The organism is Prevotella melaninogenica, assembly GCF_018128065.1.
GTDB lineage: Bacteria > Bacteroidota > Bacteroidia > Bacteroidales > Bacteroidaceae > Prevotella.
Genome location: NZ_CP072359.1, coordinates 103,603 through 125,921 on the forward strand (window position 1 = coordinate 103,603; position 22,319 = coordinate 125,921).

Genomic DNA, 22,319 nt, shown 5'->3' on the forward strand with positions numbered 1-22,319 from the left:
TTATGAAAGCAAGAGTAAAAAATACAGGCGAAATAGTAGAGATTTCGCCAAGTGGAGTAACAACAGTACAAAGAACATGTACAAAGTATGCCACGAAAGATGGTAGAGAATTACTGGATATGGCTTTGGATTTTCTGCCTAATATCAACTGGGAACAACGACGTTACGAAATAGCAAAGTCGGCAATGATAGGGATTTTGTCTGCTCCTATTGTGGAGGGAGTTAACCCAAACCCAAGCTACAAAGATGTTGCAACGTTTTCTATTAGGCTTGCCGATGCGTTAATCAAAGAACTGAAAGGAAGCGAAGAATGACATATATAAAAGCAGCGGTAATGCAAGCGGATTTATTTAACTTAAAGGAAATTTAGTATGGAAAACAGAATTGTACAATTAAGCGAGTATGAGTATAACAAACTTCAAGAAAAAGCCGAGTCAAACGATACGAAAATCCGTGATTTGGCAGAGAAGTATTACCAAGAACGTGGTGTGTTTCGAATTGATATTAGAGTCGGATTTCAAGACAAATACAACGGAGATACTGTTTACAATACTCATGTTTTCTCACACGAGAACGGCTTGTATAAAAACGACGAATTTAGCCCAATCATCACGGAGAAAGGTCGTAGGAAGATAGAACGGATATTGTCCGATGCTTGTACGGAAACTTTTGAGAATAAATTTGGTGATGCTATTAAATTCAAAAATAGCTATGTAAAAGCATTGGAGAGTTTTTCCATAGCAAGATGGATTACATATACGATAGCATTCAGTGGATGGGGAGTTGCGACCGTATTACTAATAAATAGTATATTATAAAGAACTAATTTTATTATCAGTGTTATCTTTTGTAGTTAGTTCTTGCGACTACGAGATTAGGAAAATACAAAGAAGTAATATGAACAGAGAAATATTATTCAGAGCAAAATGCTTTGGCAACTGGCGTTATGGAAGTTATGTACACTTTGACAAAAAGCCTATCTATAATTGCTATAATTGCAATTACAAAGATTTCATTGTAACTAATGAAGAAGACGGTGAGCATTATTATCCTATTACAGATCTTTCCTCTATAGGACAATACTGGTGGCTCAATGATAAGAACGGAAAGAAAATCTTTAAGGGGGATGTACTTTTTCAAGAACAGGAACTTTTAGGGGTAGTCTGTATATCCAAAAGATATGGTGTATCTATCCTGAAAAAAAAAACTACTTGGTCTTTAATAAATTTTGTTTTAGATAGTGATTTTGATGCAGGTGTATTGTCTGATATAGAAGTTAGAGGTAACATCTACGACAACCCCGAATTAATGAAGTAAAGCGTATGGAACATACTCACGCAAGCCTCTTTTCGGGTATTGGTGGAGCAGAACTCGCTGCCTCGTGGATAGGCTGGACTAATATGTTTCATTGTGAAATACAAGAGTTTCAGCGAAAAATTTTAGAGTATTGGTTTCCCAAAAGTATTTCTTATGAAGACATTACAAAAACTGATTTCACCAAATGGAGAGGACGCATTGATGTCCTCACAGGAGGATTCCCTTGTCAACCATTCAGTGTTGCCGGTAAGCGAAAGGGAGCGGAAGATAACCGCTACCTCTGGGGTGAAATGTTACGAGCAATACGGCAAATTCAGCCCACTTGGGTTGTTGGTGAAAACGTTAATGGAATCCTCTCAATGGTACAGCCCTGTAATGCGCTTAAAGTGGGACGCACGGATGATTTATTCGAAGAGAATTACATATACAGAACAGAGCAACAATTCACTATTGATGTCATCTGTGAAGACCTTGAGCATGCAGGATATTCGGTCCAGCCGATTGTTATTCCGGCTTGTGCCGTCGGAGCACCACACAGAAGAGACAGAGTATGGATTGTTGCCCACCGTACAGACGCAAGGGCTGAAAGTTTGCAACAAGAAGGGCAAAACGGAATTTCTAAGTCCTCTATTGCTGCCAACACCGACAGCAATAGACAAAGGGTCAGGACGCATAAACAAATCATTGAGCAAAAATGCAACAGAGCGACCAACATTGGCAAAATGTGCAAAGATGCAGCTTCTGCCAACACCCAATGCTTCGGAGGGAACGAAGTGGACAACAAAGTACAATGCAAACAGTCAAATGGGGAAAGGACTGACGGCAATGGCATGTTCAGGATTTCTTTTAACACCAATGGAAAAGGATGGAATGCGCTCAGGTATGACGATGAATGCTCTGAAAAAACACGGCAAACCGAATGCCAATTTGGCAGAGCAGATTGCCCACAAGATTGGTGGCGGGACTTCCCAACTCAATCCCCTGTATGTAACGGAAATGATGGGATACCCTTTAGAGTGGCTGACCTTACCCTTTCTTTCGCAAAATGGCGAAGCAAAAGCATCGAATCGTTAGGAAATGCCTGGGTACCGCAAGTTGCATTTGAGATTTTTAAAGTGATAAATAACATAGATTATGACTAAGAAGATAATGTTTAATGACAAGTACTGCCTTACGCAGGTGGTGCTGAACGGAACAAAGACAATGACAAGGCGAGTGTTGAAAAAAGATATACCGCTTGGCAATTGGGAAGAAACAAAGAAATATCTTCCTTATAAGGGTGGCGAAGTGATAGCAATAGCGCAGCCATATAAGGATATTATCGAATGTATGGCGGAATACAACGATATTATAATCAATGTAGATGGCTCGATAAATAGAGAATTTCAGGCTGGATGGAAGAATAAAATGTTTGTCCGTGCCGATTTGATGCCCCACCACATCAAGATTACAGATGTGCGTATTGAACGCTTGCAAGATATATCAGACGAGGATATTATGCGTGAGGGTGTTTGGCAATTTTATGACAATAAGGATTTGTTTTATGTTTCCAAAAATATAGGAGATGCCCACACTGTAGCTTTTCCAAGTGCATGTGAAGCCTTTGTCTATCTCATTGACAAGGTAAGTGGTAAAGGTACATGGGAAAGTAATCCGTGGGTGGTTGCGTATATTTTTGAGTTAGTAGACTAACGAATCATCACGGAAAAGTCACGGAAAAGTCACGGAAATTATACGCTAATAAGGTGAAACGTAAAAAGTAAATATTATGGATATAAATACAGCGGAAAAAGCAAGAGGCCTGTTGGAAACCCTTGCAGACTTAAACAATGGAACTGTTTACCTTGATTTTGAGGGAAACGAAGCCGATATGTGGGAGGAAGAAGCAAAAGACTTGATACCCTGTCACGAGATTTAATTGTAAATTAAAAATTAGATTATGCAAACAACAGTATTAAAAGAAGTGATTGCGTTCCTATTTGGACGCAAGTATTATGCGAACATCGTAGCAACAAAAGGGACTGACAAGACCGAGATTTGTTCGTACATCTTCACCTGCAAAGAAGATGCTGACAAGCATCGTGACGGATTACAGACTACACGGTCTTTTATTTTTATTGAGACAATATCGTTCCGCTCTCGCAAAGAGTATTAAAAGATAAACCGCACATAACCTTTATGTGCAATATATTTGCAGAATGATGAATATTCTCAAAAAGATACAGAACTGGTATTGGTCACTTAGATTATATGTAATCTTAGACCCTGCAGACAATTCTGTTACACTATCTAAGAAGCTTTTCAGCCATATCCGTAAATATTCGGATACGGCTGAGAAAGCCGTTGTATTCGTATTTTGTGTGTCTGACAGTGGACTGTTTGCTTTTATACCTAATCCAAATATTGAGAAGCCTACACAGCTTTGTGATATACAATACAACGATAAGTATAAATGTATAGGTTTCGAGACTCTCACCCCATCGGTTGGACGTATTTTTTATGATTACAACTTACCTGCTGAAAGCAAGTGCAAATTGTCTGTATCAGTAAAAGAAACTAACAACAAACTATATTATCAGATTGACAAGCCGTCTAAACATGAATAAAGAGATAAAGTATAACGGACTATCAACAGTCCCACCTGACAATACGTGTCAAGATGGAGACTCTGCTATGTTGTTGAACCTCATTCCTGAAGATAGTGCATTAAAACCTATGTCGGCTCCAAAGATGGTATTCAACCTTGGAGAAAACCACAGTGTTGTATATGTGCATAAGGCTACAACCTATACACATTATATCATCATTAATACTGCTAACAAGAAACTGCTGTGGACTATAGACGGTAGCAACTTCACAGACCTGTATAGTATAGGTGACAAAGAGTTGTATCAAGTAGTTGGAGTAGGGAACACTCTTATAGTCCTTACAGATGCTGGTATGTTCTACTTCCTTTGGAAAGGTGATACTTCTGGTTATCTATTCCTCGGCAATGATATTCCTGAATTGCCTATTTCTTTTGGTTTGCAGGGTGAGATGCAGCGTACTGATGAATTTACTCTTGAGTTTGATAACCTTAACTGGGAGACAAAGACAAAGGGAGATGGAGGTAGCTATGTTAGCTACAATGAGTTCTCCGATGAAAACAAGAAAAAAATAACTTCACAAGTGTTGGCTAAAGTAAACAAATTCATAGCTGACAGGTCAACTAATAAAGGTAAATTCATATTTCCTTTTCTTGTAAGATATGCCTATCGTCTCTATGATGGTAATCTCATCAGGCATTCTGCACCAGTCCTCATGGTATGTTCTACAAGTTGCGCTCCTATTGTCATGTGGCGACATCTGTATGGTAAGAATGGTTTGAACAGAGCTGATGTTCGTGTTGTAGGAATGTTACACTCTTTGGACTATGCTGTCATCAAACAGAGTGATTTAGATTTACTGAAAGACTGGACTGATATTGTCAAATCTGTTGATATATTTATTTCAAAGCCTATCTATACGTACGATCAGAATGGCGAATGTGATAAATTCTTTAATTACGACGAGTACGGTGATGATACTTGGGGATATAGTATTTGCAAACATATTAATCAAGCTGCAGATAAAACCAAATATCCTTTGCGCTATCAAAAGAAAGATATGGGCTACCTATATCAAATGACATTTGATAAAGATAATCTCGGCACACGTCCTGGCGGTATACTTGGACTACCACGCAAGGACACCTCTACCGTAAAGGAAAATATCCGTAACTGCTCAAATTTCTACTTTCTCGAAAGTATCAAGATAGAACAGCTTACTACAACACGCACGCTTCTCAATATAGAAGAAGACTATTTGCAGTCCTTAGTCAATAGAGAGGTGATGACAGATGACTACGACAGTCATGATAAGATTATACCTAAGTACGCATTTGAGTATAACTCACGCATCAATATCACCAGCATCAGAAAGAAACTATTTGAGGGATTCAATGCTGGAGCAATGATGCCATTTACTGATGGATATATAAAGCATTGGTCTAACGCAGAATCTACAATGTCAGATAGAAAAATATCAATTTCCGTATATGTATATATCAAACAGGATGGAAAAGATATTGTCGTAAATGGTACAGCAGGAGTGTTTGGTGTAAATAATCCAGTGCTATTCATTTACTATCCAAATGCAAATGCTTACAAAGCGGTTGTTAATTCTTGGGATTACTTTGGAACTTTCTACGAAGTGCCACTTGAACGGCATGCCTTTCTTAATGGTTCTTTTTATTATGGTGGTTGGAATGACTTAGAAGAAAAGGTGAACAACTTACCATCTGTTTCTACTGATGTAGAAAGGACTGTTGAAAAACCTAATAAGATATACACCTCCGAAGTCAATAACCCTTTCTACTTCCCTGTCACAGGCATTAATACTGTTGGAACAGGTAGGATTTTAGGAATAGCAACCGCCGCAAAAGCTCTATCGCAAGGTCAGTTCGGGCAATTCCCACTATATGCTTTCACAGATGAGGGAGTATGGGCTTTGGAAGTCAATTCTACTGGTGGATACTCTGCCAAACAACCTATCACACGTGACGTGTGTCTATCATCAAAGAGTATCACGCAGATTGATTCAGCTGTTCTATTTACAACTGATAGAGGTATAATGCTTCTGCAAGGTTCACAGACAATGTGCATCTCTGATATTCTCAATGGAGAAAATGCAGTATCAGTAACGATGTTACCTAAGATAGATAAAATCTTAGAACACGCAGACTTGTCGAAAGGAACTCTAAGAATATTACCTTTCATGGATTTTGTACGTGATTGTCGAATGATATATGACTATGAGCATCAACGAATCATCGCTTACAACAATAGTAAAGAGCATAATTGCAATTATGCTTATATATTCTCACTAAAGTCAAAGCAGTGGGGAATGATGCAATCTAATATTGCAGACAACGTAAACTCCTACCCTGATGCACTTGCTGTACTTAATGATGGCAGCCTTGTTAATTTCTCTGATAAAGCCGACGAGGTTTATAAAAGTATCGTTGTGTCACGCCCAATAAAACTTGATGCTTATGACATTCATAAGTCTGTTGATACCATCATACAGCGTGGTGTATTTAAGAAAGGACATGTGAAGTCTATTCTCTATGCTTCTAATGATTTGTATAACTGGGTTCCAGTATGGTCATCCATAGACCATTACTTACGTGGGTTTAGGGGAACGCCTTATAAATACATTCGTATAGTGCTACTTGCTAACCTTTCAAATGATGAAGGAATTACTGGTTGCTCGGTGCAATTCACACCACGATTTACCAACCAGCCGAGATAGTTTAGGTTTTTAGTTTATAGGTTAAGATTGATTTTTAACAAAAGGGCAGTTCTACGTGATGTAGCGCTGCCCTTGATTATTACCATGGTTTCAACTTCCTCCTAACTTTACCAATTCTCGACATAAGAGAAGTGCGTATTTTTATTTTTGTATCTCTTAATTTACTTTCCCAACGCTCTGCGCTTTGTGGAAATGTTATGCTTAACCAATCTGACAGAACACTACACACAAGAAACTCATGTATGTACTCTTCCAACATCTTAACCGTAGTCATTGAAAAGTTGTAAGGAAGCATAAGTTTAATAGTGTAGGTATCTGGTTCTTTCAAAATATCATCAAGCACTTCTTCTGTGTCAGGTATTTCTTCTTTTGCGTATGGATATAGTAACTCCACGCATTCTGCATGAGCTAAGTTAAGAATACGAGTAACACGATCTATATTGCCATCTTGAACGATGTCAAACACTTGATGTTTGGCATGTTCTGTATCTTGGGGCATAATATCAGCCTCAACAAAAGAATAGTTACTGGCATCATATAACAATTCTTTGCGCTTGAAAGTCAGCGTTACAACCTTTTTCTGCTGCTCTGCTGCATATTCTTTACAACAAGTCATAAGCATCTTTACTTAATAAGTTGGGCGTGTTGGTCGACTCCGCTTATATAGCGCACGTTTTACATTCTCAAGGCTAACTGTTGAATGCCCTGCATACACCTCTGCATCTTCTTTGTTAGTAATAGCAAACCAATCAGCAAGTGTCATATCAACTAAATAGGAATGTATACCATTACCAAGGCTATCCGCAGAAGCGTTATTGTAATTTGAAGGTAACTTAAAAGCTAAAGTCAATTGCCCATTATTATCAATTTCGCTAATCATACGATTGTTACTCGTACTTCTATCTTCGTAGAGATATTCCCCTAAAAGACTCTTGAGGGAAGAGAAAGCATTTGCAAGGGAACGTCGTATCTGATAACTGTTCTCATCATCATCACTTGCCTGCATATTTGATGCAGCCTGATACGGTTTCTTACCTTCTGCTTCTCTTGCTTGTCCTGTCAGATAAGCCTTGTTTTGAACATCATAGATAAGCTCTCTTACTTCTTCGGTGACCGTTAGGTCTTTCTTGTTTTCTGCCATATAGTTTATTTTTAATATTATTAATCGTATGTTGGACGTACTGGTTTCTTTTTGTAATAAGCCTTACGCATAACATCTTCCATATCCGTAGCCGCTGATGTTGCATAACCTTCTGCTTCATTCTTATTTGTGAATATATACCACTTGCTTGTTATATTCATAACAAAGAAGCTGAACAAACTACGCTGCATACTTTCCTTGAGGTTGTCATCAAAGGAATTAGACACCTCAAGTTCTAATATGTATTCATCATTCTCTTCACGCTCTGAACTTAGTAGTTTTTTTAGACTACCAGCAATCATATTCTTACTCTCATTCCAGAAGCGTTCGAGCATTGTCTTGTCCTCATCAGTTGTAAAGATACGATCGTATGCGTCTTCGTCATTATCCATCTTTGCCCCTGTGTATGAGGTGGTCTTTGCGACCTCTTGGTAAACATCGTTTTTGCCAACTTTAAAAACAACCGTCTTCATACTTCTACCATCTGAATATGTTATAATTAACTCCTATTCCTATATAAGGACGCAACTCTTTACCAGTACACCCATAGCCAATCTGCAAGCCTATCCCCCAATGTTTTGGTTTTTCTCGTATATAATGATTGATTACTTGTGTCTTCTGATAAACAAATATACTGTCAAGTTGAGGCTCATATCCACTTACCCACGCCTTATAGGTACTATCTTCGTACACCTTTTGTGTTATCGGAACCTTCACCTCAACGCTATCCATCACCGTGCGTACAAACTCTTTTGTAATTGTATCCTGACGTACCACTGGTAAGACTGCTGTCCTATACTTAACTATCAAGCTATCTTTTACTATGGGTGTACGATAGATTAACGTATCGTGACGAATAATGGTATCCGTTTTTATAATGGATTTTATGTCAATTGATGATTTGCGTTGTGAAACGTAAACGCAAATTGCGATAGTGAACGCTACAAATAGTAGCAAGGATATTTTCTTTCTCATAGTTCGCTATACTCCTCTTTGGCATTAAAACACGGACAAGCTTTCATCCATTCGTTAGGGGTTATCTTTCCATCCTTATTCAAGTCTGGAGAGAAATCACGATGTCCCTGAATAACTGCTGTAGGGTACTTCTTATGTAGCATCTTCAACAGCGAGCGCAGACTTGCTTTCTGTGCATCTGTGCGGTTATCAGTGGGTTTGCCATTGACATCTATACCACCGATATATGCAACATTAATCGACACCGAGTTAAATCCCCTCACACCATTGCTTACTTTGTCTTCATCAAGAAGCTGTGTAATCTTGCCGTCAGGAGACACTACATAATGATAGCCAGGGTTAATCCAACCCTTACGTTTGAACTCCTGCTTTAAGCCCTCAATCGTCTGTGACTGATGGCTTGCGGTGCAGTGAACCGCAATGTATTGTATATTTCTCATCTTACTTCTCTCTTGTTAATTTTGCTACAGCTGCCATACCTGCTGCTGCCCCTACGAGGTATGGATAAATCTTTATCCACCATTCTGGAGGTGTAGCCGCTGCTGCTGTCATAGCGGTATGAATAGCAACAGCAACAATACTGACACCTGAACCCAATACAACAATATTCTTAAAGAACTTCGGTGTTGTTGCTCTCCACCTGCTTATAATACTTTTAAATGATGCTTTCATTATTCACCGCCTTTCTGTGTTATATGACTATCCATGTTAGGTCGGTCTGCCTTGATGTCGTTAAGGTGCGATACCTTAATGTTTATCTCACCAAGCATCGACTTTATTTCTTTCATATCCTCTTGAGAGCCTACGAACAATTGGTGGTCGTTCATAACCTGTACCTCGAGTATTGATATGCGTTGATTGAGCTGCACCCATGAGCCTGCAACGGCTACAATGATTGAGCCAATAACACCTATCATAGCGTTTCTTATGCCTTTATCCATTGCCATATTATAGAAGTTTTACTAACGTTCTTACTCCGAAGCCTATAGCTACACCCCCGACTGTCAGCCCCCAATCAACGATATCTGTCTTTCCGCCCCACATCTTATCTTTCAGTTCTAATGCTGTCGCAACGCCTATACCAGCATACGCTGCGCAATATAAGCTGTTAGCACCAGCACCGATAAGTACACCGCCGATAAGGTGCTTATACCTGTTACTTTCTTTTAGCCATTTAATTACTTTCCTCATTATGATGTATTTTTGTTTTTTGCAAAATTAACACTGCATTGTTTTCTTTGAAGTTTATCTTTGTATTCACGCCAATAGAGACACAATAAGACTGACGACTAATGTAAGGTAACATATTGCCTCAGCAATAAATGTAGCATTCTCTTTCCAATCCTTACGAATGAAGACAAGTGGGAACAGCACCCACAAGATGAGTAACCACGGCGTGAGTAATGCTACCACAACCTGACTTGCCAATCCGAAGAGATAACCGCCTACATAGTGTAGTACTTTGTTTTCTGTCCGATAGCAAGGAGAAGCTGCTACCATCAACAAGCCTACACTCATCAGTCCTGCAATATAACCCTGCTTAGGCGGCAAAGCAAGAAGAGAAGAGAACAACAAGACTGCTGCTGTCATTGTTGCCCACAACGAAAAGCGAACATCACCTACATAATAGCTGAAACTACTCACACTATCTGGCAACTCCTTTGCTTTCTTTGCTGCAACTATTGCCATTGCAACTGAAAGTGCTACTGAGAAGATGATTAAGTAAACCATGACTGCATATCCTTTTTATAAACCATATCCTTTTCTGCCCACCCCTCTGCAAGCGCATTGGTTACAAACGAAATCGCAGATAAATAAAAGTCTTTCAATTCCTCCTTTGTGTTAAACTGGCGATACTTGGGGGCGCTCTCTTGCCCGAACTTGAACGTTACAGGTAGATTGCCTCCATCCGTAAGCATACACAAGTCAAAAGCTGCTTTGTAATTAAACTGATTCTCTGCGGATAGATAAACAAGGCTTCCTTCGTAGGTAAATCCTGTGAGTATCTTCGCATCAATTAGCTTGTTGACATGTGTTGTTATATCGCCCTTTAATTCTTCTTCTGTAGGCTTGTGCCCATAGTCCTTACGCCAGCAGTAGCCGCTTTCGTCGTTGTCTTTGTCTTTGCCAAAGCCATAGAACAACACGTAATGGTCATCGGACAGCCGTAATAAACTGTCATTGCGTTCTTTCGCTCCGTACACTTTGAAAAATTCTGTATTCATAACTGTTTTATATTTTAAGTTCCGCCCCCTCCTCATGAAGAGGAGAGAGCGGAGGGCAGGGTTAAGCTTCTACCGTAGGACCTGATGGAGATTCAGAGCCGCCGCTTTTCTTCTTCTTCTCGCTTGGACGTGGCTCGACACGCTCATACGATACGTCCGTCAGCGTGAAGTAACGCTTTGAGGGACGGAGTTTCACCACGGGGCGAGTGATATGCTTCTGAGCGTTGAAATCGGCAGCCTTTTCAACAGCCTTCGACTTGAAGGATGGGGTCAGCGAACCGATGTCGCCAAAGTCAACCGACTCACCGCTCTCAACATGTTTCTTAGCCGTCTCGGCAGCCAGGCGCAACACGGCTTCCACCTCTGCACCCGTGAATGTTGTTGCACGTGCCACCTCCTCGCAGAAGCTACGGTGTGAGATACGTCGACGGTCGGTAGGTGTTGCGATGAATACCTTCTTACCCTTCATTGGTCCGACCATCATTTTCTGTTCTTTTAGAAGAAAACTTAAATTCTTTTCCATAATAAATTGAAATTAAAGGATTATACATAACGCCAGAGGATTGTCCTCGTGGCTTTTTCTCTTGCTATTGATGTGATAGTTTTTTACTATGGTGTAACAACGCTGTCATTATAGTGTCACGATGCTGACACCATAGTGAGCGCTTTATTCGCTTATCTCAACTTTTCCACGGAAGGCAAGCCGAGAACAGACGCTCGAACTCGACCGCGATGATGTGGTTAGCGCATCCGCAAAGACGAGACCGCCATCCGCCGACGCACCGCGACACGAACGCCCGACAACACGGCTTCTTGCATGATTATACCATTGTCCATCGGCATAGTTGGATGCCCATCTGCTATCATCAGAGCTTACTCTTGAAGCGATAATGTCACAATAGCGTCCATGTCTTACACGTGCTATACAGTAACTGCTGTCTTTAGTCCCTTGCACAAGTCGTTCTGTCTTGCTGATTGGGTCATAGATATGCCATACAGCGTCTGTCGGATAAGTGTTAACCTCTACCGTCTTGTCTTTCATATATTGACGATAAGACGGTATATTCACGGCAACATTATCTTCCCACTCATAATAAACACCAAAGAAACTCTCAAAACCTAAGCACTTTGTTCCTCTATTATCTTCACGTCTACTATCAGAGTTGCCAATATCATCACGATAGCCTGTAACATCACTACTACCATAGCCATAACCACAAATCAACTGTGAATCACGTGTTCCTGACAATGAGAACCAGAGAACAGCCATCAGCTTAGACATATCATAGTCTATCATCTGATAGCCATTACCTCTGCGGTGTGCAAGATTTTGGAAGTCTTTATAGGTAAACTCCATCTTGCGTACAGGTGTGTTAGTTGCATAACCCTCCTCGTCGTATAGCCATTCAGAAGATGTACGGTTATTATTACTACCTCTCTGCACTGTTGCTCCAGATACAGAACGCAGTCTAAGTAGACTATCTACTGATGCTTGATAGACACCCAATAACCATGGCTCATTGCGTACCCAATCAGGCTCAACGGCTTCTATCTCTGCACTGTCTACTGCAATAGCCTCTAATTCAGCGTTTACATTACTTGACGAGAATACAAACTCATTAGCGCCTTGTGGCACATCTATAAAGACGTAGTCTCCATCGATGAAGTCAAAGGCGGTATTGCCTATTGCAAGATTGTACTTCGATATGATAGTGCCTGCTGCATTCAGAAAACATGCTCCTACTGTGGCATTATTCATACCTGGCCATCTGACCTGCTTCATTCCTGCAACATCAATCTTGTAAACATCTACATTTGACACCTCAGCAAGGATACCAGCACTATCCAAGGTACTTTCGTTTAATCTGATTTTTTCAGACATCACGCCAGTATTAGCTTTCAGCAGGATATCTTTCAGCTTCTTTCGTGTGACACGCTTAGCAGTAGATAATGGCTCCGTTGTCAGACTACTCCATGCAATATATTTCTTCTGATTCTTGAAGTCATTGATACCTTTGTACCACATTGCAGGACAACGCATCATCACGTCAAAGCCGTCGGCAGCCTTATCGGTATAGTCAAATTCAACTCCGTTAGCAAGGTTGTGATAATTCGTTTCTGAAACCTTAACGCCCTCCCACACGTTTCTTTCCGTGTTGAGTTTTCCCTTAACTGGTATAAGCTGCTGTCTAATCTTGGCTACATGTGCGCTTGGCACAAAGTCATTAGAAAACATCTGACCTGTCTCATTGTCGAGGTTACTGATATTAGCAGGGTCATCAACAGTATCGTCAAAGACTATCAGTGAGTATTGCGACTGATGTATTGTCAAGTTTGGATAATACTCTTTCAAAGCTGCAAGCTTGCTATCTTCAACATACTTCGTAAGCGTCCATGTTCCACTTAGACCATCGCAGATGTTAGTGTGTTCCGAGTTAATACCACGTGTACCCATTTCTTTCATTGCAGATAGTGCGGTATCTTTCTTAGAACAATCAACGTCTTTTATCAAAATGGTACTAATCGTAGCACCGGCAGCAACAGCATCTTCTAATATTCTTACTGGGTCTATATTCGAACATCTGTGTATACGCACGCTACTTACATTACTCAAGCCCTCGTAGGTCAAGCCTCCATTAGGATAAGTAACTTTTGGCATACCTACAAACACAATGTCTGTCATACTTGCAGGGAACTGTGCTACTTCTAAAGGACAAGCCTCAGCTGGAGTAAATGTACGCAATGTACTACCCTTAGCAAGGAATGTCTTTAAGCGTGGGCAGTTTTCTGCTCGCACACTAAGCACCTTGGTGTGTTGTATGTCAATCTTCTTTAAGAATGGCATTGCAGGAAGATTGAGAGAAGTCAGAACGCCTGTTGTGTAGGCAGGCGTATAGCTTTCTCCGCCAACAATCAATTCTTCCAATAGTGTGCAAGTACTGATGTCGAAACCCTCTTGCTTTGGTGTGCAAGCCGAAATATCAAGCACCGACAATTTGTCTGCACCAAACACATACACCATCTTGCCACTCTCCTGTGCTGCGTTGGCTCTTAAGGTGTAAGTCTCACCTGCTCTTAGGTAACAGCTATCTGTAACCGTATCCGCACGGTCTTCACCTAATCCAAAGAAGCCATCTTGCGCTGCTGTTATCTTGATTGAGATTTCTCCCATCATACGTGCTTTGAATGGTGCAGTATATAAGTCGCCTACTTGATAATAGCCGTCACGCAGCTTAAAGCGTTTACGCTGGTAGTCAGGTAAGTCCTCTAAACGCAAACCGTGAAGTGCATAGAAGTAGTTGGCTGCTGCTGTAGAGTTCTGAATATACTTACGTTCACCATCGAAAGAACTGATAACCTTTGCCCAACGTGACAAACGCTTTGTAATCCAATAGTAATAGCAGCCATCAGCACTGAACACTTTTCTACTATTGCGCTCTGTCTTACGCATAGCAGCTGCTACTTCATGTAGTGTAATGGTTGTTGTACCACTATCGTCTATCCATAAGTTTGGTGCTGCATACGTCTGTACGAATGTTACACTATCCCAACCTTGATATAGATGTGAAGTAACGGCATCCATATCCCAAGGAATTGTAAGGCCACAATCATTATCGCTACGATCTACACAGTCTCCATCGTACCAATGATTAAAGTAGGCTCGTATCGTTCCATCTGGCTCCAAATAGAAGGCAATCATCATATTCTTACTACGCTGGTCTACTGCTGCCTTGTAATCGGACGCAATTGTGTAGCAACACAATGAATATGGATTGGCGTACTTATGTACTTCTTGCTGCCATTTCTTTAGTCGATTTTCCTTTGTTCCTGGTACTGACACACCACCAAGTGTAATGTTCCCATTTGCTTCTGTCTGATGTTGGTTACATTGCTGTGAGAACACAAGCCACTTGTAAAGGTTATAAGGGACCTTCTTGCCGGCTTTGTAAAACTCTTCAAGATTGTCATCATCAGGATATCGAGTTTCATAATAACTCATCCAGATGGGTGCTCCTGTTGCAGGGTCAATACGCATCATGTCATCAAGACTGTTCACGCCCTGACCCCAACATAGGCTATCATACTTTAAGTATTCGTAGCACTCTGTTGGATTTACAACTCGTCCTATAACACTCCATTTCTTAGTAGCCTTGTTAAAGGTCATACTGCCAGTAGTGTCTATCCAGTTGCCACCTTGATACTGTACATAGTGGTCATCACTGGTCTTGTACACATTCTGCCAAGTGTAGTTCTTAACATCATCTGCAAGGACTTCTGCAAGCGTTTTGTCGACTGCAACAGGCTTTTCTACAGCCTGTACCTCTCGCATAGCACCCTTACCGTCATTCTCTATTACAAAATGCTTATTACCACAATACTCACTAAGAACATAGATATTTCCTGCAATTAATTGGGTAGTGTCTGCTAACACTTGCGACTTAAAAGCTGTTAGTGCTTGATTCTGTGCTGCTACGAGTTCTATAAAGTCACCATAGTTGAGGCACTTCTTACTATATCCGTTTACCCCCTTGAAGCCAAAGAAGTCGGCATCACCTTTATCGGCATTGAAGTTTGCCTTAGCATGGAAATACGCCTTGGTAGGGTTCTCGGCATCGCTGTGGTTCATTCGGCTATCGGTGCGGAACAAAGCGCATGGAACGCTATCAATGCTGGTGTGTATCTCATACTCACCCTCATTGTACACCTGTGCTGGTGTCATGTACTTTTCACCCAGTGCTATTTGAGTCTCGTTCATCAATTCCATCATAGCACCGTTGTGTGCACCGCAACTATCGGAATAGTCCACCTTAATACAGATGATGTTAGTAAAGTTTCCACCCTCCACAACTTGTATGCGGTTCTTAGCAGCCATTTTCACACACTTATCATACTTGCTAAGTGCATCAGCATTGCCAGGGAACATAGTCTGAATTTCTTCACGTGTATGCAATAAGGTGACAATGGCTATCTTCATCTTACCTTTCTTATTCTTAATAGGTCGCCATGATGATGTTGTGCCTTGATTGGTCTGCGTGATACCGATTATCTTGCAGTTCTGCCAAGGGCGGTCTGGGAAGTAGCAATACCAGTCAACTATCTGTTTTGTTTTCTTGTCTCCATCTTTCGTTTCAAGATAGTCAGGATAGTTTGCTGCAATATCTTCTGCATCTGGATTCTTACAGATAGCACATACCATCAGACCTGCGTCAAGACATTTCTGCATCGTTGGACGGTCTTTGGTCGTTCCCTCTGCGGTAATACTTGCCATAACATTGTTCTGCTCATACTCTCCAATCATCGCTGTGGTATCTGTCAAGCCAACAAGATAGTTATAGCATGCTTGAATATAGTTGTAGTAAGTATTCCATGCTGTCAACTCGTAGAGGTACACATCTGCTTTGTGTCCATCGAAATGAATAGTTGAGCTATGATTTGCTAACTCACCAGCTTTATATGCGACAGCACCAGCCTCATCACCATTTAAGAACACCTTAATAACACCAATACCTCCGTATGGTGCAATCGTAGATGGTTCAAACACAATATCGAAGCGTGTTGGCTTATCATTGACGTATGGCACAAGTGCTGTTGTTGCCGCATCTGTAAGAGAGCCATTAGTCGCTACGATGAGTTCTTCTCCTGTCAGAACAAAGCCCAACTTCTCACCCATACATTTAATAAGGTGTGCATTGCGGTCTGCAACATTCTTGGTCATGACGGTGAATGAGAATGCCAAGCCATTCGTTTCGATAGCGTTCGAAGCAAAAGGTTGATAAGTACACTCTGCTGTTACATCTTCTGCAATACGTAATGCCATACGTCCTTTGTCACCAGCTGTACCATAATCGCTTGTACCGAAGCTATCTTTTACAAAGCCATTAGTTGTGTAGTTTGCACCATTTACATTAATACTTACAGGCAGTCCATCTGATGTGACCGTCTTTATCGTTTTATCACTATCAGCATTACTACGCTCTGCCATACTGAATTTAAGTACAGCACCTTCGGTTTCACTGATAGGAAGTAACGTACCACTAATAGTAACCTTATACGATTCTTTTAATGTGGAATCACCGCTATTAACACTAAAGAGTAGGTTGTCTCCGTCGTGGTAGCCGATAAGACGTCTGTTTATCACCTGTGTAGTATCACGAGCCATCACCTGTCGTGTGATTATCTCTGTCTTGCTTGTTGTCTCGTTGGTAAGTGAAATAACAGCCTCTGGACGTGATGTGCTACGCTGATAAACTGCCACATCAAAAATGACTGTAGCATATAGTTTCTTCTTCCCCTCACTGTCATCACTCCAACGTGCCACTACAATAGGCTTGTCGTAGTCATCAAGGCTACTATCCTGCTGAATGACCATAACGGCAGTATGCAAGATATTACCTTTCACACCAGACGCAACATCTTGACCTTGTATGCGAATAGGATAAGCACCATGCGCTAATCCTGTCGGGTCTATTCTTACAGAGTGTGAATACGTATCTGTAATAACAGTAGTCTCTAACGGCTGCCACGTGCCGTCTCTGAATAATTCAATTGTGGTACGGATACCTTTATCGCTACTATTCTTTGGGAAAGAATACATCAAGATGTTCTTTGCGTTTCCTCCCACTTCAAGGCTTGTGTCTTTGGTGTAGTGTAGGGTCTGCACACTCACGCAAGTTACATCTACGGCTACTACAGATAGGTTCTTGCTTGCAGTATTACCACTATCGTCTACAACTACCATCTGCAAGCTGCCTTGTCCTGCATTTACATAGAGTGGACTCAAATCAAAGACAAAGCTATAATCTTCCAAGGTTGAAGATGATGGTTTCTTTGTGTCGAATGTTGCAACGACTTTCTTTGTGGTACGATCTACAAACTGTACGTTTGTAATACTATTACTTGTTTCTTGATTTCCTGCCTTTGTGATACTCAAGATAGAAGCATGTACGTTGAATAATCCACCAGCTTTACCATACAAAGGATTCTCTTTGAATGCAATAGCTATGGTTGTACCACCAACAGAAGAGCCAGTACCGACAACGAACTGCTGCTCGTCACCTATACTTTCTCCTGCTTCATTCGTCATCTGTAGTTTTACAACACCCTCTGTTTCTGTGTTAACCTTTAGATTGGTTGGGATGTGCTTGTACGCACCTGCACTTGAAAAGGCTTTCTCTTCATTGTTCCTTGGTGTGCCTGTTAACTCCACCTTTGCTGTGCCTCCACCTCCAAAGGCAACCCATGGCTTCAAGTCTGCTGGATTGATGTCTGGTACTTCACGAGTAAATTGGAATGTTGCCCATACGTGTGCTCCATTGCTATCTTTCTCGGCCGTCTTGAAAGTAAGTACTGCTCCGCTTCTGAAATAGGTAAAACCGCTTGCTTGTTCCAAATCTTGGACTGCCTTAATAGCTGTACTCAATGTATACTCAACGTCTGGGCAAAGCGTATTGACGTTGAGGGTGTTTCCTATATTCGTGCCGTTTGCGCCAAAATCTTTCCAGTTACCCTCTTTGTTCCAACTCTCTGTATTGACCCACTGCTTAGATACCCAACCATTATTAGGTGTGTTGAATGTAAGGACGATACCAGGAATCATTATCTTCTCCTTGCCCTTGTACTCGCTAATCTTTTCCAAAGCAACAGAGAAAGTCATGTCTCTATTCTCCATACCTAATAGCTTGTTGACATTCACAACGCCACGAGCAACGGCTGCCTTCTCATCGTCCTGCAATGCTTCAATATCTCTTTGCGAATTGGCAAGGTTCTGTTTTAGTTCTGCACCTTCATTACCAGGAAATGCTGTCCCAGCTGTATAGCCCAATGCAAGGTCTGAACCAATAGGGGCTAATTTCGTCCCACTCCACCTATAGGTAATATTGTCAGAAGAATCAATATATACCTTACCACTTGCAGGGGTGCGACCATCTTTAGAATCAGTACCGTAATTGTCCGCATCAGACCAATCAGCATAATATGTGGTTGTACTATCTTCGTCCGATGTTACTGCTAATACAAACTTATTCTTAGCTCTGTTATAGATAACCTTAGCATGTTCGTCTTTTGATGACTTCTCTGTAGCTTGCTGCTGTGCTGTCAAGCTATCCATGCAACCATCAAACTCTATGACATCATCAACATAACTTGGCAAGTGAACAGCTGGTACTTTGCCATCTTCATCTAAAGGAGCAATACCATTTGCCTTGCCTTTCGAGTCTTTTATAGTGGTTAATTCAGCATTTACATCAGATGCAGCTTTCTTAGCATTTTCGGCAGTCTGCTGTGCTGTCTCAACGGCTGTGCGAGTTTGGTTCACACTATCGCCTTGTGTCGTTACTTGTGTTTTGAGTGCCTTTACATCATCTTTGATACCCTTAACATCTGTCTTCGTAGCGTTAAGGTCACCCTGCAATTCAGATATGTTGCTATTATATTGCTCACTATCCACTGTAGGGTTTCCGCCATTCTCTCCTGTTGCTACCCATGCACCACCATCAGCTACATAAATAGGACTTGGCAAGCTACGTCCAACAATAGCCCACCAGCCGTCATGTGGACGTGGGTATGCCTCACGAAGTTTCTCGACAGTAGTAAAAAGACCCTTGTTGGCTGACTTGACATTCTTAGCCTCAAGCCAACCATCTACTTTACAATTGCCTTTTATATGAGTATTTCCTTGAACAGTAGCATTGCCACCTATGGAAGTATTACGACCTACTGATACGTCACCGTCTAATTGCGTTGTCTTTACAGAACTCATATTAATGCTGATTTTGCTAAATCTGACAACGCCTTGCTTAAATCAGCATTGCCATAAGTTGTTAATACTAATGATGCTATAGTGTAAACTACAGCTTGGTAGCAGCGTTCGCAAATCTCGATACCATCATCTTCATCTATTACTGGATAAGGAAGATAGACAGCTCTACTTACCATAGCATCCTCACTCTTACAAGAATAAAATTCCAAAGCTCTACCCTCTGGGCGAATAGCTATTGCACATACAGGCTTCTGAGGAGTACCACGTATGCCCTTAAAGCGGCTACTTTGCTTTTTGTATTCTGCATCGTCCTCACTGATAGCATTATATACAGCACGCTCCCAGTCATCCATTTGGAATACTACAAGACGCATGAAGTTCTCAGGAAGCAAACACCAACCGCTTTCAAGTTCTTTCCAGTAGATGGCGTCTCCAAAGTTGTTACCTCCGTCAAGTAGGTATGCAGGAGCCGTACTATGTATTCTTTTTACAGCATCTGTAACCTTTGACTTGATAATATCGTTTAAGGAAAGAGTGTCCACATCATCAAAGCCTATCAGTGTTTCACTGGACATATTTTGGTCTATTGCTATGCGAACGTCTTTTGCTATTTCATCAAGACGATATACTTTCATTGTATAGAACTGTTACTTATCCAAACCCTCGAATTCAATGTTATTAGCCTTTGCAACTTCGAGGATAGTCTTAAGGCTACGAAGTGACGTACGACTAATACCCAATGTGTCTGCAAGGTAGTTCTTAGCTTCTCCCAAGTCATTCACAGCAATTTTCTGAATATTGCCGTCCTCTCTCTCTCCTATGGAGGTATACTCTTCACCATCAGTACCTGTTTCTGATGTATTCTCAGGTTCCTCAGTATGGTCAAGTGAAAATAAATCTCCGAAACGATAGTGTCGTTCGATAGCATTCTGTAATTCTTCACTATCAGTTGAAAAGACGCTGCCACCATTTGATAATGCAATAAAGGATAGATGCATGCTTTCTCCACCATCAAGAGTAACGTTAATTGCGATATGCGAATCTGATATATAATGCTTTGTCATGTCTTTATAAATAAAAAGGGATGGGATGTACGAGAATCCCACCCCTTAGTGTTATTAATTATTATTTGCTGTTAGGCGTGTGCAAGTTTCATACGTGCATGTGCTTTAGCATAGCGCAAGTACAGACAACTAACTTCCTGAATAACTACAGCATCGGTGTTACGAATACCGGCTTTCTTTAAGTCAAGAATATTACGAGCCCAAGATACGTGTGTTTTCTTAGACAAATATTCTGGATCAAGAGCGAAGCCACAATCACTCATACCGTTAACATCAAACAACTCATGATGAACCGTGAGCACCTCGCCAAAGTCTGTATCCCATGACTTAAACTTCAAGTTCCAAACTTCAACGGTGTCCTTCAGACGGAACTTGTCACTCTTAATCTTAGAGAATGCAGAAAGCATGTCTGAGCCACAGAGAAGAATCTTACGCTTATTTCCAATACCAGTACCAACAAACAAATCCTTGGTGATATCAACAAGGTCTTCATCTGAAATAACAGCACAATTCTTTGCCGCATCCCACTTTCCAACCTCGATATCCTTTCCTGCCATCCACCAAATACCACCAGTGAACCAAGTATTCATACCTTCCTTTGCGATATGCTTGATAACATTCTTAACACCAAACAGGTAAGTGTTCTCCATTGCAAGGCGCATGTCGTAGATACCATCCTCTTCCAAATCAGAGAAGTTCCAGTTCACCTCCTTTGAAGCAATCTTATCAAAGGTTGACTGTTCTACTTGAATCATGAAATTCTGACAGTACTGGGTCTCTGGCATTGGAATATTATTGAAACGTCCAGTCTGAACATCCAACTCTCCACAAGCCTTACCCATTCTAACAAGCGTAGCTCCACTCTTTATCTCTGGAACAAAGATTGGCTGCTTAGAGGTGTTATCCATAGAGCCATTAACAGCATATACTGTAGGGACGTTTGTTGAAGCATCCTTACCACATACACACAGCACAAGGTCAGGAATATTACTACCAGTATATGCCTTGCCAGTATTAGGGTCTGTTACACCCTTAACGCCAACTACACGAATAGTATCGTCAAGTGTAAACATATTGGTGTCGCTCACAGGAAGTGACGTGCTGGCACCACTGGTCATAGCCTCAACCTTCTTTGTAGTAGTACACTTAATCTCACGTGTTCCAACAGAATAATACTTCACCTCAAATGAGTCACAAGAACTTGATTTAGCATAGCGACTAATCTGGTCCACTGGCGTAGCCATAGGACGAATCTTAACGATACGCTGGTCTACGTCGCTCATGTAGAAGTTTTCGTCACCATCTGTACGTCCCTGCGTTTCTGTCGCAATACCATCAGTGCCACCAGTGCCCTCTGCGCCTGCATTTGTTTTTCCTGCATCTGGAAGTGCGGAGGCGTTAGCCATCAGCACGCCGTTTGACGCTCCCATCACAATAGCCAACAATGTTAGCATAATGCGATAGAGAAAACTCGAACTTTTCTTAATTTTCTTCATTCTTCCTTTTGT

The 22,319-nt window shown here is 41.1% G+C and carries 24 protein-coding genes; 9 read left to right on the forward strand and 15 right to left on the reverse strand.

The features are described 5' to 3' along the window. The first annotated feature begins 2 nt into the window (after window positions 1-2). The 9 genes from J5A56_RS00545 (at window position 3) to J5A56_RS00585 (ending at window position 6,648) form a co-directional block, all read left to right on the forward strand. Window positions 3-314 (forward strand): hypothetical protein, encoded by a 312-nt coding sequence (locus J5A56_RS00545; RefSeq protein ID WP_021671366.1) that lies wholly within the window; start codon window positions 3-5, stop codon window positions 312-314. A gap of 57 nt (window positions 315-371) precedes the next feature. Beyond that, window positions 372-818 (forward strand): hypothetical protein, encoded by a 447-nt coding sequence (locus J5A56_RS00550; RefSeq protein ID WP_021671367.1) that lies wholly within the window; start codon window positions 372-374, stop codon window positions 816-818. A gap of 79 nt (window positions 819-897) precedes the next feature. After that, a complete protein-coding gene (locus J5A56_RS00555) occupies window positions 898-1,317 on the forward strand; it encodes a YopX family protein (RefSeq protein ID WP_021671368.1) in 420 nt (139 codons plus the stop codon). Window positions 1,318-1,322: 5 nt separating this feature from the next. Then, entirely contained in the window at window positions 1,323-2,459 is a 1,137-nt protein-coding gene (locus J5A56_RS00560; RefSeq protein ID WP_021671369.1) for a DNA cytosine methyltransferase, read from the forward strand. Continuing rightward, window positions 2,452-3,009, forward strand: a complete 558-nt coding sequence (locus J5A56_RS00565) for a hypothetical protein (RefSeq protein WP_021671370.1) — start codon at window positions 2,452-2,454, stop codon at window positions 3,007-3,009. The genes J5A56_RS00560 and J5A56_RS00565 overlap by 8 nt, the downstream gene beginning before the upstream one ends. 76 nt (window positions 3,010-3,085) lie before the next feature. Beyond that, a complete protein-coding gene (locus tag J5A56_RS00570) occupies window positions 3,086-3,235 on the forward strand; it encodes a hypothetical protein (protein ID WP_021671371.1) in 150 nt (49 codons plus the stop codon). A 21-nt stretch (window positions 3,236-3,256) separates the two neighbouring features. After that, window positions 3,257-3,472 (forward strand): hypothetical protein, encoded by a 216-nt coding sequence (locus tag J5A56_RS00575; protein ID WP_021671372.1) that lies wholly within the window; start codon window positions 3,257-3,259, stop codon window positions 3,470-3,472. A gap of 43 nt (window positions 3,473-3,515) precedes the next feature. After that, window positions 3,516-3,923, forward strand: a complete 408-nt coding sequence (locus J5A56_RS00580) for a hypothetical protein (protein WP_021671373.1) — start codon at window positions 3,516-3,518, stop codon at window positions 3,921-3,923. Continuing rightward, window positions 3,916-6,648, forward strand: coding sequence for a hypothetical protein (locus J5A56_RS00585; RefSeq protein ID WP_021671374.1), 2,733 nt, complete (start codon window positions 3,916-3,918; stop codon window positions 6,646-6,648). Before J5A56_RS00580 ends, J5A56_RS00585 begins: the two co-directional genes overlap by 8 nt. A gap of 79 nt (window positions 6,649-6,727) precedes the next feature. Here the strand turns inward: J5A56_RS00585 and J5A56_RS00590 are convergent, their stop codons facing one another. The 15 genes from J5A56_RS00590 to J5A56_RS00660 form a co-directional block, all read right to left on the reverse strand. After that, entirely contained in the window at window positions 6,728-7,270 is a 543-nt protein-coding gene (locus J5A56_RS00590) for a hypothetical protein (protein ID WP_021671375.1), read from the reverse strand. 6 nt (window positions 7,271-7,276) lie between these two features. After that, on the reverse strand, window positions 7,277-7,789 hold the full coding sequence (locus tag J5A56_RS00595) for a hypothetical protein (protein WP_021671376.1): 513 nt from the start codon (window positions 7,787-7,789) through the stop codon (window positions 7,277-7,279). Between the two features lie 20 nt (window positions 7,790-7,809). Then, window positions 7,810-8,262 carry a hypothetical protein gene (locus J5A56_RS00600; protein WP_021671377.1) on the reverse strand — a complete coding sequence of 151 codons (453 nt, stop codon included), beginning with the start codon at window positions 8,260-8,262 and terminating at the stop codon, window positions 7,810-7,812. Window positions 8,263-8,266: 4 nt separating this feature from the next. Further along, window positions 8,267-8,764 (reverse strand): DUF6808 domain-containing protein, encoded by a 498-nt coding sequence (locus tag J5A56_RS00605; protein ID WP_021671378.1) that lies wholly within the window; start codon window positions 8,762-8,764, stop codon window positions 8,267-8,269. Next, entirely contained in the window at window positions 8,761-9,204 is a 444-nt protein-coding gene (locus tag J5A56_RS00610) for an N-acetylmuramoyl-L-alanine amidase (protein ID WP_021671379.1), read from the reverse strand. The genes J5A56_RS00605 and J5A56_RS00610 overlap by 4 nt, the downstream gene beginning before the upstream one ends. Before the next feature lies 1 nt (window position 9,205). Next, window positions 9,206-9,436, reverse strand: coding sequence for a hypothetical protein (locus J5A56_RS00615; RefSeq protein WP_021671380.1), 231 nt, complete (start codon window positions 9,434-9,436; stop codon window positions 9,206-9,208). Further along, window positions 9,436-9,711, reverse strand: coding sequence for a MerR family transcriptional regulator (locus J5A56_RS00620; protein ID WP_009011321.1), 276 nt, complete (start codon window positions 9,709-9,711; stop codon window positions 9,436-9,438). Before J5A56_RS00620 ends, J5A56_RS00615 begins: the two co-directional genes overlap by 1 nt. 1 nt (window position 9,712) lies before the next feature. Beyond that, a complete protein-coding gene (locus J5A56_RS00625; protein ID WP_021671381.1) occupies window positions 9,713-9,955 on the reverse strand; it encodes a hypothetical protein in 243 nt (80 codons plus the stop codon). Between the two features lie 66 nt (window positions 9,956-10,021). Beyond that, window positions 10,022-10,495 (reverse strand): hypothetical protein, encoded by a 474-nt coding sequence (locus J5A56_RS00630; RefSeq protein WP_021671382.1) that lies wholly within the window; start codon window positions 10,493-10,495, stop codon window positions 10,022-10,024. Then, window positions 10,483-10,989 (reverse strand): hypothetical protein, encoded by a 507-nt coding sequence (locus J5A56_RS00635; protein ID WP_036919358.1) that lies wholly within the window; start codon window positions 10,987-10,989, stop codon window positions 10,483-10,485. Before J5A56_RS00635 ends, J5A56_RS00630 begins: the two co-directional genes overlap by 13 nt. A gap of 61 nt (window positions 10,990-11,050) precedes the next feature. Continuing rightward, complete coding sequence (locus tag J5A56_RS00640) at window positions 11,051-11,512, reverse strand: HU family DNA-binding protein (RefSeq protein WP_021671384.1); 462 nt, start codon at window positions 11,510-11,512, stop codon at window positions 11,051-11,053. A 144-nt stretch (window positions 11,513-11,656) separates the two neighbouring features. Further along, on the reverse strand, window positions 11,657-19,747 hold the full coding sequence (locus J5A56_RS00645; RefSeq protein WP_021671385.1) for a hypothetical protein: 8,091 nt from the start codon (window positions 19,745-19,747) through the stop codon (window positions 11,657-11,659). After that, the gene (locus J5A56_RS00650; protein ID WP_021671386.1) at window positions 19,744-20,382 is read right to left on the reverse strand and encodes a hypothetical protein; all 639 of its coding nucleotides are present in this window, start codon (window positions 20,380-20,382) and stop codon (window positions 19,744-19,746) included. Before J5A56_RS00650 ends, J5A56_RS00645 begins: the two co-directional genes overlap by 4 nt. Window positions 20,383-20,394: 12 nt before the next feature. Further along, window positions 20,395-20,811, reverse strand: coding sequence for a hypothetical protein (locus tag J5A56_RS00655; RefSeq protein ID WP_021671387.1), 417 nt, complete (start codon window positions 20,809-20,811; stop codon window positions 20,395-20,397). A gap of 71 nt (window positions 20,812-20,882) precedes the next feature. Next, window positions 20,883-22,307, reverse strand: coding sequence for an SU10 major capsid protein (locus tag J5A56_RS00660; RefSeq protein ID WP_021671388.1), 1,425 nt, complete (start codon window positions 22,305-22,307; stop codon window positions 20,883-20,885). Window positions 22,308-22,319 lie beyond the last annotated feature (12 nt).